The 21725-nt window shown below is 55.4% G+C and carries 20 protein-coding genes; 3 read left to right on the top strand and 17 right to left on the bottom strand.

Annotation, left to right across the window (positions count from 1 at the left end; genetic code table 11):
- Positions 1-110 precede the first annotated feature (110 nt).
- The 8 genes from fabF to yceD form a co-directional block, all read right to left on the bottom strand.
- Positions 111-1352 (bottom strand): beta-ketoacyl-ACP synthase II, encoded by a 1242-nt coding sequence (fabF, locus tag AC1MKH_RS09905; protein WP_149464704.1) that lies wholly within the window; start codon positions 1350-1352, stop codon positions 111-113.
- Positions 1353-1440: 88 nt separating this feature from the next.
- Entirely contained in the window at positions 1441-1677 is a 237-nt protein-coding gene (gene acpP, locus AC1MKH_RS09900; protein ID WP_003857954.1) for an acyl carrier protein, read from the bottom strand.
- A gap of 209 nt (positions 1678-1886) precedes the next feature.
- The gene (fabG, locus tag AC1MKH_RS09895; protein ID WP_015964856.1) at positions 1887-2621 is read right to left on the bottom strand and encodes a 3-oxoacyl-ACP reductase FabG; all 735 of its coding nucleotides are present in this window, start codon (positions 2619-2621) and stop codon (positions 1887-1889) included.
- Between the two features lie 11 nt (positions 2622-2632).
- Positions 2633-3562 (bottom strand): ACP S-malonyltransferase, encoded by a 930-nt coding sequence (gene fabD, locus AC1MKH_RS09890; RefSeq protein ID WP_231827664.1) that lies wholly within the window; start codon positions 3560-3562, stop codon positions 2633-2635.
- A 16-nt stretch (positions 3563-3578) separates the two neighbouring features.
- A complete protein-coding gene (locus AC1MKH_RS09885; RefSeq protein WP_015964858.1) occupies positions 3579-4532 on the bottom strand; it encodes a beta-ketoacyl-ACP synthase III in 954 nt (317 codons plus the stop codon).
- A 60-nt stretch (positions 4533-4592) separates the two neighbouring features.
- Entirely contained in the window at positions 4593-5651 is a 1059-nt protein-coding gene (gene plsX, locus AC1MKH_RS09880) for a phosphate acyltransferase PlsX (RefSeq protein ID WP_149464701.1), read from the bottom strand.
- A gap of 80 nt (positions 5652-5731) precedes the next feature.
- Positions 5732-5905: a 50S ribosomal protein L32 gene (gene rpmF / locus AC1MKH_RS09875; protein ID WP_002440227.1), complete on the bottom strand. Its 174-nt coding sequence runs from the start codon at positions 5903-5905 to the stop codon at positions 5732-5734.
- A gap of 16 nt (positions 5906-5921) precedes the next feature.
- Positions 5922-6443, bottom strand: a complete 522-nt coding sequence (gene yceD, locus AC1MKH_RS09870) for a 23S rRNA accumulation protein YceD (protein ID WP_276220204.1) — start codon at positions 6441-6443, stop codon at positions 5922-5924.
- 142 nt (positions 6444-6585) lie between these two features.
- On the opposite strand from yceD, the gene AC1MKH_RS09865 reads away from it, so the two are divergent.
- Complete coding sequence (locus tag AC1MKH_RS09865; RefSeq protein WP_276220205.1) at positions 6586-7170, top strand: Maf family protein; 585 nt, start codon at positions 6586-6588, stop codon at positions 7168-7170.
- Positions 7171-7401: 231 nt separating this feature from the next.
- On the opposite strand, the gene rluC is transcribed toward AC1MKH_RS09865, so the two are convergent.
- A complete protein-coding gene (gene rluC, locus AC1MKH_RS09860; RefSeq protein WP_231827666.1) occupies positions 7402-8361 on the bottom strand; it encodes a 23S rRNA pseudouridine(955/2504/2580) synthase RluC in 960 nt (319 codons plus the stop codon).
- 696 nt (positions 8362-9057) lie between these two features.
- Between rluC and rne the strand changes: the two genes are divergently transcribed.
- Positions 9058-12282, top strand: a complete 3225-nt coding sequence (gene rne, locus AC1MKH_RS09855; protein WP_276220206.1) for a ribonuclease E — start codon at positions 9058-9060, stop codon at positions 12280-12282.
- A gap of 43 nt (positions 12283-12325) precedes the next feature.
- Here the strand turns inward: rne and AC1MKH_RS09850 are convergent, their stop codons facing one another.
- Positions 12326-13255: a LysR family transcriptional regulator gene (locus tag AC1MKH_RS09850; RefSeq protein WP_276220207.1), complete on the bottom strand. Its 930-nt coding sequence runs from the start codon at positions 13253-13255 to the stop codon at positions 12326-12328.
- 109 nt (positions 13256-13364) lie between these two features.
- Here AC1MKH_RS09850 and AC1MKH_RS09845 point away from each other — a divergent pair, with 109 nt between their 5' ends.
- Positions 13365-14570, top strand: a complete 1206-nt coding sequence (locus AC1MKH_RS09845) for an MFS transporter (RefSeq protein ID WP_276220208.1) — start codon at positions 13365-13367, stop codon at positions 14568-14570.
- 36 nt (positions 14571-14606) lie between these two features.
- On the opposite strand, the gene flgL is transcribed toward AC1MKH_RS09845, so the two are convergent.
- The 7 genes from flgL to AC1MKH_RS09810 form a co-directional block, all read right to left on the bottom strand.
- On the bottom strand, positions 14607-15542 hold the full coding sequence (gene flgL / locus AC1MKH_RS09840; protein ID WP_276220209.1) for a flagellar hook-associated protein FlgL: 936 nt from the start codon (positions 15540-15542) through the stop codon (positions 14607-14609).
- Between the two features lie 15 nt (positions 15543-15557).
- Positions 15558-17198: a flagellar hook-associated protein FlgK gene (flgK, locus tag AC1MKH_RS09835; protein WP_276220210.1), complete on the bottom strand. Its 1641-nt coding sequence runs from the start codon at positions 17196-17198 to the stop codon at positions 15558-15560.
- A gap of 73 nt (positions 17199-17271) precedes the next feature.
- Positions 17272-18219, bottom strand: coding sequence for a flagellar assembly peptidoglycan hydrolase FlgJ (flgJ, locus tag AC1MKH_RS09830; protein WP_276220211.1), 948 nt, complete (start codon positions 18217-18219; stop codon positions 17272-17274).
- Complete coding sequence (locus AC1MKH_RS09825) at positions 18219-19316, bottom strand: flagellar basal body P-ring protein FlgI (protein WP_276220212.1); 1098 nt, start codon at positions 19314-19316, stop codon at positions 18219-18221. Before AC1MKH_RS09825 ends, flgJ begins: the two co-directional genes overlap by 1 nt.
- 11 nt (positions 19317-19327) lie before the next feature.
- Positions 19328-20026: a flagellar basal body L-ring protein FlgH gene (gene flgH / locus AC1MKH_RS09820; RefSeq protein ID WP_276220213.1), complete on the bottom strand. Its 699-nt coding sequence runs from the start codon at positions 20024-20026 to the stop codon at positions 19328-19330.
- Positions 20027-20171: 145 nt separating this feature from the next.
- Positions 20172-20954, bottom strand: a complete 783-nt coding sequence (flgG, locus tag AC1MKH_RS09815; RefSeq protein ID WP_015964871.1) for a flagellar basal-body rod protein FlgG — start codon at positions 20952-20954, stop codon at positions 20172-20174.
- Between the two features lie 8 nt (positions 20955-20962).
- Positions 20963-21718: a flagellar basal body rod protein FlgF gene (locus tag AC1MKH_RS09810; protein ID WP_327621851.1), complete on the bottom strand. Its 756-nt coding sequence runs from the start codon at positions 21716-21718 to the stop codon at positions 20963-20965.
- Between the last annotated feature and the right edge of the window lie 7 nt (positions 21719-21725).

Here is a 21725-nt window from a genome sequence, read left to right as displayed (position 1 = left end):
CGCAGGATGATTAGTACAGGACAAGCAGAGAAAACTGAAGATAAAAAAAGACCCGCAGAGCGGGCCTTCTTAAACGGTCTTACCGTCAGCGAGCGTGCCCGCCGTCAGCGTTAGATCTTTTTGAAGATCAACGAGCCGTTGGTGCCGCCGAAGCCGAAGGAGTTACACAGGGTGTATTCCATTCCGCTTACCTGACGGGCTTCGTGAGGAACGAAGTCCAGATCGCAACCTTCATCCGGGTTATCCAGGTTGATGGTTGGCGGTACAGCCTGATCGCGCAGCGCGAGAATGGAGTAGATTGATTCTACCGCTCCCGCCGCACCTAACAGGTGACCGGTCATGGATTTCGTCGAGCTCACCATTACGCGGCTGGCAGCATCACCGAAGACAGATTTCACTGCCTGCGCTTCTGCTTTATCGCCCGCCGGCGTCGAGGTACCGTGTGCGTTGACGTAGCCAATCTGGCCCGGTTCAAGCGCCGCATCACGCAGTGCATTGACCATCGCCAGCGCAGCACCTGCGCCATCTTCCGGCGGTGACGTCATATGGTAAGCATCGCTGCTCATACCAAAGCCGACAACTTCAGCGTAGATTTTCGCGCCGCGTTTTTTCGCATGCTCGTACTCTTCGAGTACCACCATACCTGCACCGTCGCCCAGCACGAAGCCATCACGCTCTTTATCCCACGGACGGCTCGCCGCCTGCGGATTCTCGTTATGAGTAGAGAGTGCACGCGCTGCGCCAAAGCCACCCACACCGAGCGGGGTACTGGCTTTTTCTGCGCCGCCAGCCACCATCGCGTCTGCATCGCCATAAGCGATGATACGTGCAGCATGGCCGATGTTATGTACGCCTGAAGTACAAGCCGTTGCGATAGAGATACTTGGCCCACGCAAACCAAACATGATGGTCAGATGACCGGCCACCATATTAACAATTGTGGATGGAACAAAGAACGGGCTGATCTTACGCGGTCCGCCTTTGACAAGCGAACTGTGGTTTTCTTCGATCAAGCCGAGACCACCGATACCGGAACCAATAGCGGCACCGATGCGGGTTGCGTTCTCTTCCGTCACTTCAAGGCCAGAATCCTGCATGGCCTGTACGCCAGCGACAATTCCATATTGAATGAAGGCATCCATCTTGCGCTGTTCTTTGCGCGAGATAATGTCATCACAGTTAAAATCCTTTACTAAGCCAGCAAATTTCGTTGCATAGGCGCTAGTATCGAAATGGTCGATCAGGCTGATGCCACTCTGACCGGCAAGGAGAGCTTTCCAGGTAGACTCTACGGTATTGCCGACAGGAGACAACATGCCCAGTCCGGTCACAACTACACGACGCTTAGACACGGTTGTCCTCCAGGGAGGGAAAAAATAAGATTCGTTGGGATAAAAAGATAAAACTCAGGCGGTCGAATGACCGCCTGGAGATGTTCACTTACGCCTGGTGGCCGTTGATGTAATCAATGGCAGCCTGAACGGTGGTGATTTTCTCAGCTTCTTCGTCCGGAATCTCAGTATCAAACTCTTCTTCCAGAGCCATTACCAGCTCAACGGTGTCAAGAGAATCTGCGCCCAGGTCTTCAACGAAGGAAGCGGAGTTCACAACTTCTTCCTGCTTAACGCCCAGCTGTTCGCCGATAATTTTCTTAACGCGTTCTTCGATAGTGCTCATACTCTTAAATTTCCTATCAAAACTCGCTTTCGCGATGGTTTTCGTAGTGTATAAAATGTTGAAAAATTTGCAACTAAATCCCGGCAGGTCTTACCACGATTTTACGTTATTTTGAGGCCATACCCCCCTATAACGCAAATCATTTTGCACTAATTATGCCCAGAACTACGTAGACTGCGCGCATCCTGAGCATTTTGTGCAAATCGCGGTCAGACCATGTACATCCCGCCGTTCACATGCAAAGTTTCACCCGTGATGTAAGCTGCTTCGTCGGATGCCAGGAATGCAACCGCGTTGGCGATTTCCTGTGCGCCGCCGAGGCGACCCGCAGGAACCTGCGCCAGGATACCCGCACGCTGGTCATCAGACAGCGCACGCGTCATGTCCGTTTCAATAAAGCCCGGAGCAACAACGTTCACCGTAATGCCGCGAGACGCAATTTCACGCGCCAGCGACTTACTGAAACCGATCAGACCTGCTTTCGCCGCAGCGTAGTTAGCCTGACCAGCATTTCCCATGGTACCAACCACAGAACCGATAGTAATAATACGACCGTGACGCTTTTTCATCATAGCGCGCATTACTGCTTTTGACAGACGGAAAACTGATGAAAGATTGGTTTCGATGATATCGTTCCACTCATCGTCTTTCATGCGCATTAACAGGTTATCACGTGTAATCCCGGCATTATTGACCAGAATGTCCACTTCGCCAAATTCTGCGCGAATATTTTCCAGAACAGATTCGATAGATGCCGGGTCGGTCACATTCAACATCAGACCTTTACCGTTCGCACCCAGGTAGTCGCTAATCGCCTGCGCGCCGCTTTCGCTGGTCGCAGTGCCGATAACTTTCGCGCCGCGAGCGACGAGAGTTTCAGCGATTGCGCGGCCAATACCGCGGCTTGCACCTGTTACCAGGGCAATTTTTCCTTCAAAGCTCATGCGTTCCTCTTTTATTGCGCAAGTGCCGCTGACAGGGCTTCCGGCTCGTTAATCGCCGATGCTGTCAGGGTATCTACAATACGTTTAGTCAGACCGGTAAGCACTTTGCCCGGGCCGACTTCATACAGGTGCTCAACACCTTTCGCCGCCATCAGCTCCACGCTCTTCGTCCACTGAACCGGGCTATACAGCTGGCGGATCAGGGCATCACGAATCGCGTCTGGCGCGGTTTCACACTGCACATCCACGTTATTGATTACCGGAATCTGCGGTGCGTTGAAGGTAATTTTTGCCAGCTCAACGGCCAGTTTTTCAGCTGCAGGCTTCATCAGCGCGCAGTGAGACGGCACGCTAACAGGCAGCGGCAGCGCACGTTTTGCGCCAGCGGCTTTACAGGCAGCGCCTGCGCGTTCAACGGCTTCTTTATGACCAGCGATAACCACCTGGCCTGGTGAGTTAAAGTTCACCGGAGAAACCACCTGCCCTTCGGCAGACTCTTCACAGGCTTTGGCAATAGACGCGTCGTCCAGGCCAATGATAGCGGACATGCCGCCGGTACCTGCCGGAACAGCTTCCTGCATAAACTTGCCGCGCAGTTCAACCAGACGAACCGCATCAGCGAAATCAATGACGCCAGCGCAAACCAGCGCAGAATATTCACCCAGGCTATGACCTGCCATCAGAACCGGCGCTTTACCGCCCTGCTGCTGCCACAAACGGTACAGCGCAACGGATGCGGTCAGCAGCGCAGGCTGTGTCTGCCAGGTTTTGTTCAGTTCTTCCGCCGGGCCCTGCTGGGTCAATGCCCACAGATCATAACCCAGTGCGTCAGACGCTTCACGGAAAGTCTCTTCAATAATTGGGTAGGTTGCCGCTAATTCGGACAACATGCCAACCGTTTGAGAACCCTGCCCAGGGAACACAAAAGCAAATTGCGTCATTTTTTTATCCTTATACTTAAAAACGAACCAGTGCAGAGCCCCAGGTGAACCCGCCACCAAAGGCTTCCAGCAGCACCAGCTGCCCGCGCTTAATACGACCATCGCGCACGGCTTCATCAAATGCGCACGGCACAGAGGCCGCAGAGGTATTGCCGTGACGATCCAGCGTCACCACGACGTTGTCCATTGGCATGCCGAGTTTTCTCGCCGTCGCGCTGATGATACGCAGGTTGGCCTGATGCGGCACTAACCAGTCGAGTTCAGCACGGTCAAGATTGTTGGCCGCCAGCGTCTCTTCGACGATGTGTGCCAGTTCAGTGACCGCAACCTTGAACACTTCGTTCCCGGCCATGGTCAGATAAATGGAATTTTCTGGATTAACGCGATCGGCGTTAGGCAGCGTCAGCAGGTCGCCATAGCTTCCGTCTGCGTGCAGGTGGGTGGAGATGATTCCCTGTTCTTCGGACTGACCAAGAACCACGGCGCCCGCGCCGTCACCGAAAATAATGATCGTGCCGCGATCGGTCGGATCGCAGGTACGCGCCAGCACATCAGAGCCGATCACCAGCGCATTTTTAACCGCACCGGATTTAACATACTGGTCCGCTACACTCAGGGCGTAGGTGAAACCCGCACAGGCCGCAGCGACGTCAAACGCCGGGCAGCCTTTGATGCCTAACATGCTCTGAATTTGGCAGGCAGCGCTTGGGAAAGCGTGCGTTGCAGAGGTGGTAGCAACAACGATCAAGCCGATATCGTTTTTATCCACGCCCGCCATTTCCAGTGCGCGCTGAGCGGCTTCAAAGCCCATTGTTGCAACGGATTCATCCGGGCCTGCAATACGGCGTTCACGGATACCTGTGCGCGTGACAATCCACTCGTCAGTCGTATCCACCATTTTTTCCAGGTCGGCGTTCGTACGCACTTGCTTGGGCAGATAACTGCCGGTACCAATAATCTTCGTATACATGTACGCTCAATCTTATCCGGTAATATACCCATCAGCCTGGCACATCAGCACGTCGCACGCTTACTTTGCGTCGCCGTCCTGCGGCTTAAAACCAGCCGGGTATAACAATTCCAGGCGAGCGGCAATCCGCTGAGGGACTTGTCGCTGCACCGCCTGCACTGCCTGTTCGATCGCCACGCAAAATGCGCGTTGATTCGCCGCACCATGACTCTTAATCACCGTGCCGCGTAATCCTAACAGACAGGCACCATTATACTGGTCGGGGTTGAGGTGACTGAATCGCCGGGTCAGACTTTTTTGTAACCAACGTTTTAATAAAATCAGCCACCACGCCGTTTTTTTCCCCTCGCCCTGCGATTTCAGCAGCGAAAGGAACATTCTGACAACCCCTTCCATGGTTTTTAGCGTGACGTTACCTGTAAACCCGTCACAAACCAATACATCTGTTTTCCCGGTCAGCAATTCGTTCGCTTCCAGGTAGCCAATATAGTTCAGAGACGGCAATGTTTTTAGTTTCTGTGAAGCATCGCGAATGCTGTCCAGCCCTTTCGTCTCTTCTTCACCGATATTTAGCAGCGCCACGCGAGGGTTTTCAATGCCAACCACTTCTTCCGCGAGCACCGAGCCCATCACCGCAAACTGAACCAACATTGTGCTATCACAATCAACGTTAGCGCCCAGATCGAGCACCACCGTTTTCCCCTTCTGCTGATGCGGTAATACCGTCACCAGCGCCGGGCGCTCAATCCCCTGTAGCGGTTTGAGCAGTAATTTTGCCAGCCCCATCAGCGCACCGGTATTCCCGGCGCTAACACAGGCTTCGGCTCGCCCTTCTTTCACAAGCTCCAGCGCCACACGCATCGATGTTCCGCGACTGTTGCGGATGGCGTGCGAAGGCCGTGCATCACTGGCAATAACTGACTGGGCAGGGATAATCTGCAGACGAGAACGTGTCTCAAAATCAGCTTTGGCGAGTAATGGCGTAATGTCGTCGGGGTTACCGACCAGAAGAAGTGTGAGTTGCGAATAGGAATTCAGTGCCTGCAGTGCTGCAGGCACTGTCACGGTAGGGCCAAAATCTCCCCCCATGACATCTAACGCCAGGGTTAGATGTGTCAAGGTTATCGTCGCCGCTCGGTTTGGATGTTCCCTGTCGAAGCAGGGAACGCCTCACTAAGCTTCACCACGCTTTCGCGTGATTACTTAGCGATAACCTTGCGACCGCGGTAGAAACCGTCGGCAGTGATGTGGTGACGCAGGTGGGATTCACCAGAAGTCTTGTCTACAGACAGGCTGGTAACTGCAGTCAGCGCGTCATGGGAACGACGCATGCCACGTTTGGAACGGGTTGGTTTGTTTTGTTGTACGGCCATGGACCTTACTCCTCAATTACTTACGCTTTAAGCTGGCTAATACGGCAAATGGGTTTGGCTTCTGCGCCTCTTCAGGCAATTCACCAAAGACCATGTCCGCCTCGGACACTTCACAGTGTTCAGAATCATGCACCGGAACCACTGGCAAGGCGAGGATGATTTCATCTTCAACCACCGCCAGCAGATCGATTTCACCGAATTCGTTAACCTCAATCGGCTCATACGCTTCCGGGAGTGCTTCAACCTGATCATCATTTTTGACCGGGCTGAAACAATACTTTGTGTAAACCTGGTGAGTAAACGGTTTCCCGCAACGCTGACATTCCAGCGATACCGTCACCTTCGCATCACCGGTCAGAACCGCGAGGCGTTGGTTATCGATAGCGAAGGACATCTCGCATTCTACATCACTGTCTACACTGACTACGGACGCGGCGACGCGCTCCGCTTGATCGGGGGTATAGATACCCTGGTAATCAAGGCGTTTTTGAGCCGTACGAACCGGGTCGAGAGTCAGGGGTAATTTTACCTTTTGCATAGGGCGCGCATATTAACTTTGTAACGTCATAGAGTCAAAGAAAAAGGCAGCCTCAGGTTGCCTTTTGCCAATAATTCGCACACATTGCGGCGTGTAGTTTAAAATGTCGCAATCTAATTCGCCAGAGTTTACCTAAAAAATTATGCCTGAACTTATTTTAGCCTCCACATCGCCATACCGTCGCCTGCTGTTAGAGAAACTCGGCATCCCTTTCACCTGTGCCGCGCCGGAAGTCGATGAGCTGCCCCTGCCCGCCGAAACGCCGCGCCATCTGGTGCTACGTCTGGCACAGGCGAAAGCGCAGGCGCTGGCCGAGCGTTTTCCGCATCACCTGATTATTGGTTCTGACCAGGTTTGCGTGCTGGATGGCGAAATAACCGGCAAACCGCACACGGAAGAAAACGCGCGTAAACAATTAAAGAAAGCCAGTGGCAATATTGTGACCTTTTATACAGGCTTGGCGCTTTATAATTCTGTTAATGGTCAGTTACAAACTGAATGCGAACCTTTTGACGTCCATTTTCGTCACCTGACTGAGCAAGAAATAAACCATTACGTGCAGAAAGAGAGCCCGCTAAATTGTGCTGGCAGTTTCAAAAGCGAAGGGCTCGGCATCGCGCTGTTTGAACGCCTTGAAGGGCGCGACCCCAACACGCTGGTTGGGCTGCCGCTGATTGCGCTGTGCCAGATGCTGCGCCGGGAAGGGTTTAATCCGTTAAGTATGTAGGCCGTACATCATGGACAGGAAGGGCAGCCTGACGCTGCCCTTCTTTTATTTGAGACTGATGACAAATGCAACATTGCCTGATGCGCTGCGCTTATCAGGCCTACAGGGTTTCTGCAATATATTGAATTTGCACTACTTTGTAGGCCGGATAAGGCGTTTACGCCGCATCCGGCAAGAACAAAGCGCACTTTGTCAGCTGTCTGAGAAGGGCAGCCTGACGCTGCCCTTCTTTTATTTGATATTCCGCAGCACCTGCAAACAGCGCTTCAGCGCGTTATCCATTGGCGCTTCTACGCGCATCACTTCGCCCGTGCCTGGGTGAGTGAATTTTAACGCCGCCGCGTGCAGGAACAGACGTTTCAGCCCGGTCCCCGCTTCGGTGAGCTGCTGATCGAATTCGCGGTCGCCGTAGCGATCGTCAAAAGCAATCGGATGACCTGCATGAAGGGTATGCACACGAATCTGGTGTGTACGCCCCGTCACCGGGCTACAGCGCACCAGCGTGGCGAACGCATAGCGCTCTTCCACTTTAAAACGCGTTTCCGACGGTTTCCCTTCCTGGCTGACACGCACAATACGCTCGCCGCTTTGCAGAATATTTTTCAGCAATGGCGCCTGTACCGCTTTGACGTGTGACTGCCACTGACCGCGCACCAGCGCCAGATAATCTTTCTGCATCCCTTTTTCACGCAGCTGTTCATGCAGCGAACGCAGCGCAGAACGTTTTTTCGCCACCAGCAGCACGCCGGATGTATCACGGTCAAGACGATGGACCAGTTCCAGGAAGCGAGCTTCCGGGCGCAGCGCGCGCAGGCCTTCAATCACGCCGAAGCTCAAACCGCTGCCGCCGTGCACCGCCGTCCCCGATGGCTTATTCAGCACCAGAATGTGTTCATCTTCATAAAGGATAACGTCGCTCAACGCGGCCACTTTTTGCAGATGCGGTGAAACGGCGTCTTCTTCACGTTCCGCGACGCGCACTGGCGGGATACGCACTTCATCGCCCGCTTCCAGTTTGTATTCGGGTTTGATGCGTTTTTTGTTCACCCGCACTTCGCCCTTGCGCAGGATGCGGTAAATCATACTCTTCGGCACGCCCTTCAGTTGGGTGCGCAAAAAGTTATCAATTCGTTGCCCGGCTTCGTCAGCGCTAATGGCAACCATTTTTACGGTTGGAGTCTCAGTTTTCATGGTGGGCGATTCTAAATATCCCCGCTCGATAGCGCCACTCATTTTTCTGTGCTTATATTTATCATTGCCCTGACTCACAGTCTTCTTCACTGAATGCGTTGATGGTTATTAGAGCAATCTCAACGAGCAAGTGAAAAAACTGTGATTAACCGGGTGATAAAAGGTGAAAGTCAACTTGCTATAACAAGGTTAGCAAGGAATAATGAAGACGTTTTCCGTGTTCATCTTGTTAGTGCAAGGAATTAAACGGAATGACCAGTTTTGTCTGTCCGATCATCCACGCAGCAATGGCGTAAGACGTATTGATCTTTCAGACAGTTAGCGGGCTGCGGGTTGCAGTCCTTACCGGTAGATACTTTACTGGATTTCACCCAACAGAATGACGGCAAGCCGGGCGTCCCCGGAAGCTTACCTAAGTCAAAGCAACTGGGGTAAGCAGGCGAAGCCACGCGTCTGTTGAGTGAATGACGATGAGTATAAATGGAATCTTCTCTGGAGAGTTATCCCAGGCTGTTCCCCTGATAATTGCGCTGTGTTTCCGTTTGAAATACAGGCTACCGACACTCTGCGCCTCTTAAGCGAGCGACAACCGTGAGGTTGGCGACGTGAACAGTCACGAGGCCATCGGTTTACCCCGGAAAGGTATCACTCTGCTCGCAGCTTAGTCGTCAATGTAAGAATAATGAGTAAGTTACGATGAAAAGAATGTTAATCAACGCAACTCAGCAGGAAGAGTTGCGTGTCGCCCTCGTTGATGGGCAGCGTCTGTATGATCTGGATATCGAAAGCCCAGGTCATGAACAGAAAAAAGCGAACATCTACAAAGGCAAAATTACCCGCATTGAACCGAGTCTTGAAGCAGCGTTTGTCGATTACGGCGCTGAACGTCACGGTTTCCTCCCCCTCAAAGAAATTGCCCGCGAATACTTCCCTGCTAACTACAGCGCACATGGCCGTCCGAACATCAAAGACGTGCTGCGTGAAGGTCAGGAAGTGATTGTTCAGATTGATAAAGAAGAACGCGGCAATAAAGGCGCTGCGCTGACCACCTTTATCAGCCTGGCGGGCAGTTATCTGGTGCTGATGCCGAACAACCCGCGTGCGGGCGGTATCTCTCGCCGTATCGAAGGCGACGATCGCACTGAACTGAAAGAAGCGCTGGCAAGCCTTGAGCTGCCGGATGGCATGGGGCTTATCGTTCGCACCGCAGGCGTTGGCAAATCTGCCGAAGCATTGCAGTGGGATTTAAGCTTCCGCCTGAAACACTGGGAAGCCATCAAAAAAGCCGCTGAAAGCCGCCCTGCGCCGTTCCTGATTCACCAGGAAAGCAACGTTATCGTGCGTGCCTTCCGCGACTACCTGCGCCAGGACATCGGTGAAATCCTCATCGACAACCCGAAAGTGCTGGAGCTGGCTCGCCAGCATATCTCCGCGCTGGGCCGTCCGGATTTCAGCAGCAAAATCAAACTGTACACCGGTGAAATCCCGCTGTTCAGCCACTATCAAATCGAATCGCAGATCGAATCCGCTTTCCAGCGTGAAGTTCGCCTGCCGTCCGGTGGTTCTATCGTTATCGATAGCACCGAAGCGCTGACCGCTATCGACATCAACTCCGCACGAGCCACCCGCGGCGGCGATATCGAAGAAACCGCGTTCAACACCAACCTTGAAGCCGCCGATGAAATTGCCCGCCAGCTGCGCCTGCGCGACCTGGGCGGTCTGATCGTTATCGACTTCATTGATATGACGCCGGTACGCCACCAGCGCGCGGTAGAAAACCGTCTGCGTGAAGCGGTGCGTCAGGACCGTGCGCGTATCCAAATCAGCCACATCTCTCGCTTTGGTCTGCTGGAAATGTCGCGTCAGCGTCTGAGCCCTTCACTGGGTGAATCCAGCCATCACGTCTGCCCGCGCTGCTCCGGTACCGGTACCGTGCGTGACAACGAATCCATGGCGCTCTCTATTCTGCGTCTGATTGAAGAAGAAGCGCTGAAAGAGAACACCAAAGAAGTTCACGCCATCGTCCCTGTGCCGATTGCGTCTTACCTGCTGAACGAAAAACGTGCCGCTGTGAGCGCTATTGAAACCCGTCAGGGTGGCGATGTTCGCTGCATCATCGTGCCGAACGATCAGATGGAAACGCCGCACTATCACGTACTGCGCGTGCGTAAAGGTGAAGAGACCTCAACCCTGAGCTATCTGCTGCCGAAACTGCACGAAGAAGAGATGGCGCTGCCGTCTGAAGATGAGCCTGCTGAACGTAAACTGCCTGAACAACCGGCTCTCGCGACCTTTGTGATGCCGGAAGTTCCGCCGGAACCGACGACTGAAAAACCAGCAGTTTCTGCGCCGACCGCAGTCAAAACGGCCGCCGTTGCTGCACCTGCCGCACCGGGCCTGCTGTCTCGCTTCTTCAGCGCGCTGAAAAACCTGTTTGGCGGTAGCGAAGAGCCCGTTGTTGAGCCGCAGCCGGAGAAGAAAGAAGAGAAACCTGCTCGCCAGCAGGAGCGCCGCAAGCCGCGTCAAAACAACCGTCGCGATCGTAATGACCGCAACGACCGAGGCGATCGTGGCGACCGCAACGAACGTCGTGATAACAACCGTGGCGATAACGAAGGACGCGAAGCCCGCGAGCCGCGTGAAAACCGCGAAGGCCGTGAAGACAACCGTCGCAATCGTCGCGAAAAACCGCAGCAAAATGCGGAAACACGCGACAACCGTCAGCAGAACATCGCTGAAGATGGCGATAAAGCGAAATCCCGCGATGAGCAGCAGCCGCGCCGTGAACGTAACCGTCGCCGTAACAACGACGAAAAACGTCAGACGCAGCAGGAAGCGAAACCGCAGGTTCGTGAAGATATCGTTGCTGACGACAATGCGCAGGAAGAACGCGTTCAGACTATGCCGCGTCGTAAGCAACGTCAGCTGACGCAGAAAATCCGCATTGAAACAGCGGAAGAAACGGCGGCACGCGAAACCTTCGAAGATGATATCCCGCAGGAAACTGCCGCACCGCGTACCGAGCTGGCGAAAGTCGATCTGCCTGCTGTCGTTGAAAGCGCACCGGTTCAGGCCGAGCACGATGACAACGGCGAAGCACGTGATGCCGCGGGTATGCCGCGTCGTTCACGCCGTTCCCCACGTCATCTGCGCGTGAGCGGTCAGCGTCGTCGTCGCTATCGTGACGAGCGTTATCCGACCCAGTCTCCGATGCCGCTGACCGTAGCGTGCGCATCGCCGGAACTGGCGTCAGGTAAAGTGTGGATCCGTTACCCGGTAACCCGTCCGCAGGATCAGGTTGTTGAAGAACAACGCGAGCAGGACGTCGTGGTTCAGGAAACCATTGAGCAGGTTGTTGCGCCAGTCGCGGTCGCTGAACCTGTGGTTGCTGAAACCATCGTTGCCGAAGCACCCGTTGCCCCGGTAGAAACCGTTGAACCTGTTGCCCAACCGCAGCCTGTTGCTGAAATCGTTGAGCCAGTGGTTGAAACCAGCCATCCGGAAGTGATTGAAGCGCCGGTGACTGAACAGCCACAAATCATCGCCGAAGAAGACGCTGTGGTTGCGCAGGAAGTGGTTGAGGAAGTGCAGCCTGCCGCAGTTGAGCCGGAAGCGCCGGTTGCAGAAGTGGTTGCTGAAACCGCTGCGCCTGTTGAGGCGCCAGTGGTCGAAGAAGCACCGGTTGTTGTGACCGAGCCAGAAGTGGTGGCTAAGCCTGTTGTCGAAACTGCACCTGCTGCGGCCCATCACGCCAGCGCGCCGATGACGCGCGCACCGGCTCCGGCTTATGTGCCGGAAGCGCCGCGCCATAGCGACTGGGTTCGCCCGGCGTTCGGCTTCGACGGTAAAGGTGCTGCGGGTGGCCATAGCGCAACCCATCAGGCCTCTGCGGCGCCGACGCGTCCGCAGCCTGTTGAGTAACTTACACGCTAAAAAGCAAACCGGCCCCTGTGGCCGGTTTTTTTTATGCTTTTCCCGGTAGCTGCATCCCGGCAATTTTCGGCATCACTTCGCGCATCAAATCAAGAAACTTACGTAAGCGGGTCGGATAATAACGCGCCCACGGATAGACCAGATGAACAGGTAGCGCTGCCGCCTGCCAGTCCGGTAACAGTTCAACCAGCCTACCCTGCGCCAGATCCTCCTCCACCGTCCAGCTTGATACGATAGCTATCCCAAGCCCCGCCAGCGCTGCGTTTTTGGCGACGTAGAGACTGTCCGTACTCAGGCGCGGCACCAGAGAAAATGTCACACTCTCCTCCTGACGGTGCAGCGTGACATCATGCTGGTAGAAGGTACTGATCGCAATCCACGGCAATGTGGACATCATCTGCGGATGGGTGATTGTCGGGTATTTTGCTAACAGTTCAGGAGAGGCCACCGTACAGCGCGGCACCTCGGCCAGCAGTACGGAGACGGTGGCCGGGTCAACTTCCGCCCCAACGCGGATCGCACAATCAATATTGTCACTCATAAAGTCGACGTTTTTATCATTAAGCATCCACTCGACCGACAGTTGAGGATGATCGGCCAGAAAACCAATCAGCGGCATCAACAGCTGCTCCTGGCCGAACGCATGCGGCGCGCGCACCCGCAGCGTACCGACGGGCTGATCGTCCGTGAGCTGTAATTCATCCTCCAGCGCCAGCCAGGCATCCACGACCTGACGCGCATGCTGATAACAGCGCTCGCCATCGTCAGTCAGTTTCATCGCATGCGTGGACCGCAGAATCAATTTCGCCCCCAGCAGCGATTCCAGCGATTGTAAACGACGGCTGATGGTGGCCTGCGTAGTCTCCAGCTGACGGGCGGCAGCCGATAGCGAACCCGATTCGACAATGCGAATAAAAGTCCGCATCAGCTCAACCCTATCTATACGCTCCTGCTTCTTCATTAACCACTTACCTATACGTCAAACGTATAACTGTTTTACCACCACGCTGGCTACCGCGCCAGCGCGCTTCAGGGAAAAATAGCGCCATACCGAATCTGAGGAACACCTGATGAAAACACATGTTAATGCGGGCTGGCTTATCTTCATCCTTGCGCTCGGCGCAGGGTTTAGCGTCGCCGCCATCTACTACGCCCAGCCGCTGCTGCCGCTGATGGGCGACACCTTGCATCTGAATGTTGAAGGAATGGGGCTCATCCCTACTCTCACCCAGGCGGGCTATGCGCTGGGGATTTTATTTCTGCTGCCGCTCGGCGACCGCTACGATCGTCGTACGCTGATCCTGTTGAAAAGCGTCATGCTGGCAGCCCTTCTGCTGCTGTGCAGCGTGACGCAGCATTTTCATCCCCTGTTAGTCGTCAGCCTGCTGATCGGCATGGCGGCAACAATGGCGCAGGATATCGTGCCTGCCGCCGCCATCCTCGCCCCAGCCGGGAAGCAGGGAAAAATGGTCGGTACCGTGATGACGGGGTTATTACTGGGAATTTTGCTGTCGCGTACCGTGAGCGGCGTGATTGGCGAACTCTTCGGCTGGCGCGTGGTGTATCAGGCTGCAGCAGTGAGTATCGCGCTGATTGGCGTGCTGATGTGGCGCGTGCTGCCACGTTTTACCGCGCACTCCAGCCTGAGCTATCCGGCATTAATGGTTTCACTGGTGCATCTGTGGCAACGTTATCCCACGTTACGCCGCGCAGCGCTGGCGCAGGGCTTGCTTTCAATTGCCTTCAGCGCATTCTGGTCAACGCTCGCGGTCATGCTGCTGGAACATCATCATATGGGCAGCGCCGTTGCGGGTGGTTTCGGGATTGCCGGTGCGGCGGGCGCCCTGGCCGCGCCACTGGCCGGTGGGCTGGCAGATAAAGTGGGTGCCGAAAAAGTCACCCAGTTGGGTGCGGCACTGGTCACGATTTCCTTTGCGCTGATGTTTATTCTGCCTGTATTGCCACCGATGGCCCAACTGGCGTTAATCGCCCTCTCCGCCATTGGTTTCGACCTGGGCCTGCAATCAAGCCTGGTTGCGCACCAGAACCTGGTTTATAGCCTGGAACCTCAGGCACGCGGTCGCCTGAATGCGCTGCTGTTTACGGTGGTATTTATCGGTATGGCGCTGGGGTCCGTTCTGGGTAGCCAACTGTATGCGCTGGCGGGTTGGGAAGGTGTTGTCGGGCTGGCGACGGTTGCGGGTGGCTGCGCGTGGGTGGTTCGTTGGCTGGAAACCCGACGGCTGCGCCGCGTCGCATTACAGCCAGGATTTTAATTCATCGGGCCGGATATACGCATCCGGCCCGTCAACTTACTTATTCAGCTGAAACAGCGACATCCCCTGCATATCACTAAACGCTTTATACGATGCCTGTAGCGCGGTTTGCTGCATCACGTAGTTAGAGATAGTCTCATTCCAGTCCACATCCACCAGGTTACTCATCTGCTGCGTCTGGCTTAACGCGCGGTCATCGCCCAGGGCGTCAAGTTTATCCAGTTCATTAAGCTGAGTGCCCAGCTCAGCACGTACACTCAGTACATTGTTGAGCGAGTTGCTTAGCCCTCGGTTGGTTTTATCGATAGCGGCAGATGCTATCTCCTGAGCGCTTTCATCGTCACTAACTGGAATTTTCAATTGTGCAATAGCAGTATCCAGCATCTCAAAAAGATTGCTATCCGTTCCCGGTTTAGCATTACTGGTCAGGCTATCAAAAATCTTGTCGCCCGTATGGCCAATCACCATTGAGCGAGACGCATCGACCTGCTGCGCGACATTTTCCGAGCCGCCGACATACGTACCGTCATCCGTAAACGGTGCCGTATCGGTTTTATAACCGGCAAAAATATAGCGACCGTTACCGTCCTGGCTATTTGCCAGATTGAGAAGCTGATCGCGGATCCCTTGCAGGTCGGTTGCCAGCGAGGCCCGGTCGTCATCGCTTAACGTGCCGTTACCGGCGTAAACGATTTTTTCCTGAGCCGACTGAATCGCGGTAGTCACCTGCGCCAGCGTATTTTCTTCCATCGATACGCGCTGAGTGGCAAACGTGCGAGCGGTGGCAAACTGGCTGTTTTGCGCCTGTGCCTGGGACAGCACCACTGCCTGCGATGCCGCCACCGGGTCGTCGGAGGCGCGGTTCACCCGCTTGCCGGTCGACATTTGTTCACCGTATTTCAGCCATTCTGACTGGGAGCTGGTGATCCCGCGCATATTCTGCTGATACATCATCAGGGTACTGACACGCATGCGTTATTCCTCTCCTTAGCGAATATTAATCAGGGCATCAAACAGGGTGCTTGCCGTTTGCAGCACCTGGGCATTCGCCAGATAGTACTGCTGGAAGAGCTGCAGGTTGCCGTACTCTTCATCCAGGTTCACGCCGGAAATGGATTGCTGCTGTTTGCTGAGCTGGGTGACGACGTTGCTTTGCGTGGTGCTGCTGGTTTCAAGCGTTGAAGTTTTATTCCCGATATCGCTGACCAGGGCCGCATACGCGTCGTTGAAGGTTTTCGAATTTCCCACCAGCTTAGCGTTTTGCAGGTCCAGCAAAGCCTGGCCGTTACGGTTATCACTTTCGCCATTTTCAGCGTCATCAATACCCAGTGCGAGCTCAGATTCATCGCTTATCGCCACACCCATATTGACGATCGCATCACTGACCGGCTTCACGGTAAAGCTGTCGTTTTCCGCTGGTGTGCCACTCACCGTGACGGAGAGCCCGTCAAAGTTTAATGCGCCATCCTTCTGTTCCGCTTTCACCGTGGTGTTATCGGAAAGGCGCGTCACCTGCCATTCACCGTTTTTATAGCTCACGCGATAATCCGTGGCCTGTACGCTGGAGGCATCCGTCACTTCCGCCGTCAGCGACGCCTTACCGCTATTTTTACTGTTCGCCACAACAGACGGGTCGCCGATGGTGAAAAAGTCCTTCCCGTCTTTTCCGTTCGCATCGACACCCTCTTTATGCTGCGCGTTAAACGCATCCGCAAAAGCCAGCGCCATTTGGTTAAGGCTATTACGGGTCTGGTCAAGATCCTGCGAGCGGAAGGTCAACAAGCCGCCAAGCGAGCCAGTGTTAAGCAGCTTTTCCGGGATTTCGATATTCCCCGCAACGTTATCAACATACGCCACGGTGGTGCGCGTCGGGTCGCCGCTGCTCGGTACGGCGGCCAGCTGGCGGGCATTACTGCCCTGTACCAGCGTATAGCCATTCGCCATGGTGACGTTGAACGTTCCGCTATCCTGCACGTTCACTTCCACGCCCACCAGCTTGTTTAACTCGCCGACTAACTGATCGCGCTGATCCAGCAAGTCGTTAGGTGAAGCGCCCGCGCCGACGCCGGTCAGGCGAGAAATTTTATCGTTCAGGCTGGCAATCTGGTTCGCGTAGTTGTTGATTTGATCAACCGTGGTGGCGATAGAAAGATTTACCTGTTTATCCTGGTCGCGGAGATACTGATCGGCGACTTTAAACTGATTGACCAGGCCATCCGCTTTACCCAGAACGGTCTGACGCGCGGCGGGATCTTCAGCGTTGCTCACCAGCGTTTGCATACTGGAGAAGAAATCCTGAAGCGTGGTGGAGAGGGAATTAGTGGTGCCGGAAAGCATATCGTCGATTTTCGACATCTGCTCATAACGCGTGGTCAGCCCGCTGCTCTGGCTTTGCGCCGTACGCAGCTGGTTGGTGATGAATGCGTTGTATTCGCGCTGAACGCCAGAAACGTAGACGCCATTGCCGACCCAGCCTCCCGCACCTAACGAACTGTTCGCCGAAGCGAGCACCGTGGTCTGGCGGGTATAGCCCGAGACGTTGTAGCTGGCAATATTATTACTGGTGGTATTCAGTGCCGACTGTGCCGCACTCAATCCACTCATGGCGCTATTGATTAAACTGGACATGTTCTTCCTTTTATACGTTCAGACGCGTGGCCTTTAATCGTTATCGGTCGCCGCCTGGCAAACTTGAGGTGTATCAGAAGAGATTTTCAATATCATTTCGGTACGCGCTGCCGACTTTATCGCTTAAAGCTTTAAGCTGCTGAATCATATTGGTTAACTTGCGCGCGTACTGTGGGTCAGTGGCGTATCCGGCATTCTGCAACGCCTGCGCCCCCTGCTCGGCCGTTGATGCGTTGGTGACCGCGGCATAGCGCGGATTGCGTGTCAGTAAGCCGACGTAATCTGACAGCGCTTCCAGATATGAACCGTAGACACGGAATTTCGCTTTCACCTTTTTCGCTTCACCGTTTTCATATTCGGTGGTGGTGATTTCCGTCACCGGTCCTTTCCAGTTACCCGAGGCTTTCACGCCAAAAAGGTTATAACTGGGCTCACCGTTTTCACGACGAATTTGTCGTTGGCCCCAGCCCGACTCCAGCGCGGCCTGCGCCAGAATCAGGTGGTGCGGAATACCGCTCTGCTCGCTCGCCATCTGCGCCGGAAGCGCCAGTTTCGCGAGGAAATCTTTGCTGTCGCCGGAGAGCGGCGCATCGCTCCCGCCAGGCGTTTTGGGCAGCGCTTTGCGCACCATCTGCGTCAGCGCATCGTTCTGGAAGCTGGTGACGGTTTGCAGATCAAATTTCATCGGTACCTGGCCCACCGTGGCGGACGGTTCCTTCTGCGTCTGCATCTGCTTCACCATCTCTTCCGCCAGCCCCAGTCCTTCCCCGGCGGTCATCTGCTGGGCAATTTGCTGATCGTACATGCTGGTGTAGAGCCGGGTCTGATCGCTGCTGAAGAGGCCATCCTTCGGCAGCGCCTCGCGCATACTCTTCAGCATCATCTGCACGAACATGCCCTCCACCTGACGGGCGACAGGCCGCAGGTTAGCCTGCGGATCCTGTCCGGCTTTCGCCTTGAGTTCGTTAAGCGATTGCGCATCCCACGCCGCGCTGGCAGTTAATTTGCTGTCGCCCAGCATCAGACGATCTCCACTTTCGCGCGCAGGCACCCGGCGCTTTGCATCGATTGCAGAATCGACATCAGCTCCATCGGCGTCGCACCCAGCGCGTTCAGGGCGCGCACCACATTGTTAAGATTGGCGCTCTCGCGCACGCTTTGCAGCGAGCCGCCGCTCTGACGCAGATCGATCTGCGTTTGCGGTGTCACCACCGTCTGACCGCCGCCAAATGGCGTATCCGGCTGGCTGACCTGCGCCTGACGGTTCACGGTAACGGAGAGGTTGCCCTGCGCCACAGCACAGGTATCCAGCGTCACTTCGCGGTTCATCACCACCGACCCGGTACGTGAGTTAATAATCACCTTCGCATCCTGCGGTACGCCGCCCACTTCCAGATTCTGGATATCCGCCAGCAAACGCACCTGACCACTGCCGCCCTGCGGCGCACGAACCTGCACGGTACGCGCATCCAGCGCGGTGGCGTTGCCAAAACCACTGCGACGATTAATGGTGTCGGCAATCTGCTGCGCCATGGTGAAATCATCCTGATTCAGCTGAAGGTTAATGGTGTTCCCCGCGCCAAATTGTGTCGGCAACTCGCGTTCAATGGTGGCCCCGCCGGTAATCCGCCCACCGTTAAGCTGGTTGACCTGCACGCTACTGCCGCCCGCCGACGCGCCTGCGCCGCCCACCAGAATGTTACCCTGCGCCAGCGCATACACCTGGCTATCAACCCCTTTCAGCGGCGTCATCAACAGCGTGCCGCCGCGCAGGCTTTTGGCGTTACCCATCGAGGAGACCACCACATCGATAGTTTGCCCCTGACGCGCAAACGCCGGGAACTGGGCGGTGACCATCACCGCGGCCACGTTTTTCAGCTGCATGTTGGTGCCCGCCGGAACGGTGATCCCCAGTTGCGACAACATGTTGTTCAGGCTCTGGGTGGTGAACGGCGTCTGGGTGGTCTGGTCACCCGTGCCGTCCAGCCCTACCACCAGACCATAGCCAATCAGGGAGTTTTCCCTGACGCCCTGCACGCTGGTGAGATCGCGAATGCGATCGGCCTGCGCCAGAGTACTCACCAGAATCAGCGCCATGCCAATCAGGGTTTTAAACATGTTCCACCTCATTACATTGGCGATAAATTCAGGAAGAAACGCTGCAACCAGCCCATATTCTGCGCTTCGTTGATATAGCCGTTGCCCACATATTCGATACGTGCATCCGCCACCTGGGTGGACGGCACGGTATTACTACCGCTGATGGTGCGCGGGTTAACCACGCCCGAGAAGCGGATAAATTCGGTGCCCTGATTGATAGCTATCTGTTTTTCCCCCACCACGTGAAGGTTACCGTTCGCCAGAACCTGATCGACCGTGACGGTTAATGTACCGCTAAAGGTGTTGCTGGCATTCGCGCCGCCTTTGCCGTTGAAGGTGTTACCGCCGGAGGCGTCAACATCCGCACGCGCGTTGCCGAACAGCCCTTCCAGATAGCGCGGCACGACGTCAAAGCCAAAGTTGGTTTTGCCATCGCGGCTGGCGTTGGCCGAGGAACTCTTGCTGGCGCTGACGTTTTCCTGCAATACGATGGTGAGCGTATCGCCAATATTGCGCGGGCGACGGTCTTCAAACAGCGGCTGATAACCGTAGTTAATCGGCTGCGCCGTCTGAAATATTGAGCCGTTCGCTACCGGTACCGGGCCGGGGATCGGCTGCGCCGACGTTGCGCCTTCCACCAGCGGCTTGCTGGGAATGAAAGCGCACCCGGTAATGGAGAGCACCAGAACCGTCAAGAACGGATAACGAAACGCTGCGGTTTTTTGCATGGTTTTCATCTTTTGGTTTGCGCCGGATGCGCTGCGCTTATCCGGCCTGGAGGTAGCATTGGTATTGTGTTTGCCAGATGGCGTTACGCCTATCCGTTTGTAGGTCGGATAAGCGCAGCGCCATCCGACAAATCCGGCACAACCGCTACAGTTGCGTCAATTTCTGCAACATCTGGTCGGTGGTCGATACCGCTTTACTGTTAATTTCGTAGGCGCGCTGTACCTGAATCATATTGACCAGTTCTTCCGCTACGTTAACGTTGGACGTTTCGACATAACCCTGATAGAGCAGCCCCGCGCCGTTCAGCCCCGGCGTGGAATCATTCGGCGCACCGGATGCCTGGGTTTCGACATACAGGTTTTCACCAATGCTTTCCAGCCCGCTGTCATTCATAAAGGTGGTCAGATTAAGCTGCCCCACCTGCACCGGGTTGGTCTGCCCCTGCTGGGTCGCGCTGACGATGCCATCGCGGCCAATGGTGATACTCAGCGTATTCGCCGGAATGGTGATCGCTGGCTGCACCTGGAAACCGCCTGCCGTCACCAGTTGACCATTCTGATCGACCTGGAATGAACCATCGCGGGTATACGCAGAAGTACCATCCGGCAGCAGCACCTGGAAGAAGCCCTGGCCTTTAATCGCCACGTCTTTGCTGTTATCGGTCTGCGACAGGTTGCCCTGGCTGTGCAGACGTTCGGTGGCAACCGGGCGCACACCGGTACCAATCTGCAAACCGGACGGCAGCGTGGTTTGCTCTGAAGACTGCGCCCCCGGCTGACGTACCGTTTGATAAAGAAGATCTTCAAATACCGCGCGCTGACGCTTAAAACCATTGGTACTGACGTTCGCCAGGTTGTTGGCGATAACGTCCATATTGGTCTGCTGCGCATCGAGGCCGGTTTTGGCGATCCATAATGAACTGATCATGATTTTCCTTAGCTCATTGACAGCAACTGGTTAGCTTTCTGCGTGTTTTCATCCACGCTGCTGATAACCTTCATCTGCATTTCGAATCGGCGGGCGCTGGCTATCATATCGGCCATCGCCGCCACGGGTTTGACGTTACTGCCTTCCAGAACGCCGGACTGCAAACGGATAGACTGATCGGCCTGCAACGCCGGGCCACGGGTGGCTTGCGCTTCTGCGGTCAGACGAAAGACGCCATCATCGCCGCGCACGATTTCCGTGTTATCCGCTTTCACCATTTTCAGCCGTCCCACCTGCGCCACCGTATTCGGCGGATCGCCAGGGTTAAGCGCCGAAATCGTGCCGTCCGCCGCGATGGTGATTTCCGCACCTTCCGGCACGGTGAGCGGGCCGCCATCGCCCATCACCGGATTACCCTGAATGGTCAGTTGCCCGGTGGGCCCCACCTGAATGTTACCGTTGCGGGTATACCCTTCCCCGCCATCGGCGGTTTGCACCGCCAGCCAGCCATCCTGTTGCAGCGCCACGTCCAGCGGACGTGAGGTGTAGTCGAGCTGACCAGGCGTCATATCCGCGCCCGGCGTGGAGGCCGTTACCAGCGTACGCGTCGGCACCGACAAACCCTCGACCGGCACCGCGCGCATGGCGTTAAGCTGGGCACGAAAGCCCGGCGTCGAACTGTTGGCCAGGTTGCTGGCGGTGACCGCCTGCTGCTCCATTGTCTGGCTCGCCGCGCCCATCGCCGTGTATATTGCGTGATCCATAAAGCTG

The sequence above is a fragment of the Pseudocitrobacter sp. CD920760 genome, assembly GCF_057782505.1.
This window is presented reverse-complemented; position numbering and strand designations above follow the sequence as displayed.

Excerpts from the sequence above, each read along its gene's own strand:
- yceD (WP_276220204.1), bottom strand. The coding sequence starts at position 6,443 with ATGCAAAAGGTAAAATTACCCCTGACTCTCGACCCGGTTCGTACGGCT.
- AC1MKH_RS09845 (WP_276220208.1), top strand. The coding sequence starts at position 13,365 with ATGAAAACACATGTTAATGCGGGCTGGCTTATCTTCATCCTTGCGCTC.
- AC1MKH_RS09825 (WP_276220212.1), bottom strand. The coding sequence starts at position 19,316 with ATGTTTAAAACCCTGATTGGCATGGCGCTGATTCTGGTGAGTACTCTG.
- rne (WP_276220206.1), top strand. The coding sequence starts at position 9,058 with ATGAAAAGAATGTTAATCAACGCAACTCAGCAGGAAGAGTTGCGTGTC.
- rluC (WP_231827666.1), bottom strand. The coding sequence starts at position 8,361 with ATGAAAACTGAGACTCCAACCGTAAAAATGGTTGCCATTAGCGCTGAC.
- AC1MKH_RS09810 (WP_327621851.1), bottom strand. The coding sequence starts at position 21,718 with ATGGATCACGCAATATACACGGCGATGGGCGCGGCGAGCCAGACAATG.
- AC1MKH_RS09850 (WP_276220207.1), bottom strand. The coding sequence starts at position 13,255 with ATGAAGAAGCAGGAGCGTATAGATAGGGTTGAGCTGATGCGGACTTTT.
- flgK (WP_276220210.1), bottom strand. The coding sequence starts at position 17,198 with ATGTCCAGTTTAATCAATAGCGCCATGAGTGGATTGAGTGCGGCACAG.
- flgL (WP_276220209.1), bottom strand. The coding sequence starts at position 15,542 with ATGCGTGTCAGTACCCTGATGATGTATCAGCAGAATATGCGCGGGATC.
- flgH (WP_276220213.1), bottom strand. The coding sequence starts at position 20,026 with ATGCAAAAAACCGCAGCGTTTCGTTATCCGTTCTTGACGGTTCTGGTG.
- rpmF (WP_002440227.1), bottom strand. The coding sequence starts at position 5,905 with ATGGCCGTACAACAAAACAAACCAACCCGTTCCAAACGTGGCATGCGT.
- fabG (WP_015964856.1), bottom strand. The coding sequence starts at position 2,621 with ATGAGCTTTGAAGGAAAAATTGCCCTGGTAACAGGTGCAAGCCGCGGT.
- flgJ (WP_276220211.1), bottom strand. The coding sequence starts at position 18,219 with ATGCTGGGCGACAGCAAATTAACTGCCAGCGCGGCGTGGGATGCGCAA.
- AC1MKH_RS09885 (WP_015964858.1), bottom strand. The coding sequence starts at position 4,532 with ATGTATACGAAGATTATTGGTACCGGCAGTTATCTGCCCAAGCAAGTG.
- flgG (WP_015964871.1), bottom strand. The coding sequence starts at position 20,954 with ATGATCAGTTCATTATGGATCGCCAAAACCGGCCTCGATGCGCAGCAG.
- fabD (WP_231827664.1), bottom strand. The coding sequence starts at position 3,562 with ATGACGCAATTTGCTTTTGTGTTCCCTGGGCAGGGTTCTCAAACGGTT.
- AC1MKH_RS09865 (WP_276220205.1), top strand. The coding sequence starts at position 6,586 with ATGCCTGAACTTATTTTAGCCTCCACATCGCCATACCGTCGCCTGCTG.
- acpP (WP_003857954.1), bottom strand. The coding sequence starts at position 1,677 with ATGAGCACTATCGAAGAACGCGTTAAGAAAATTATCGGCGAACAGCTG.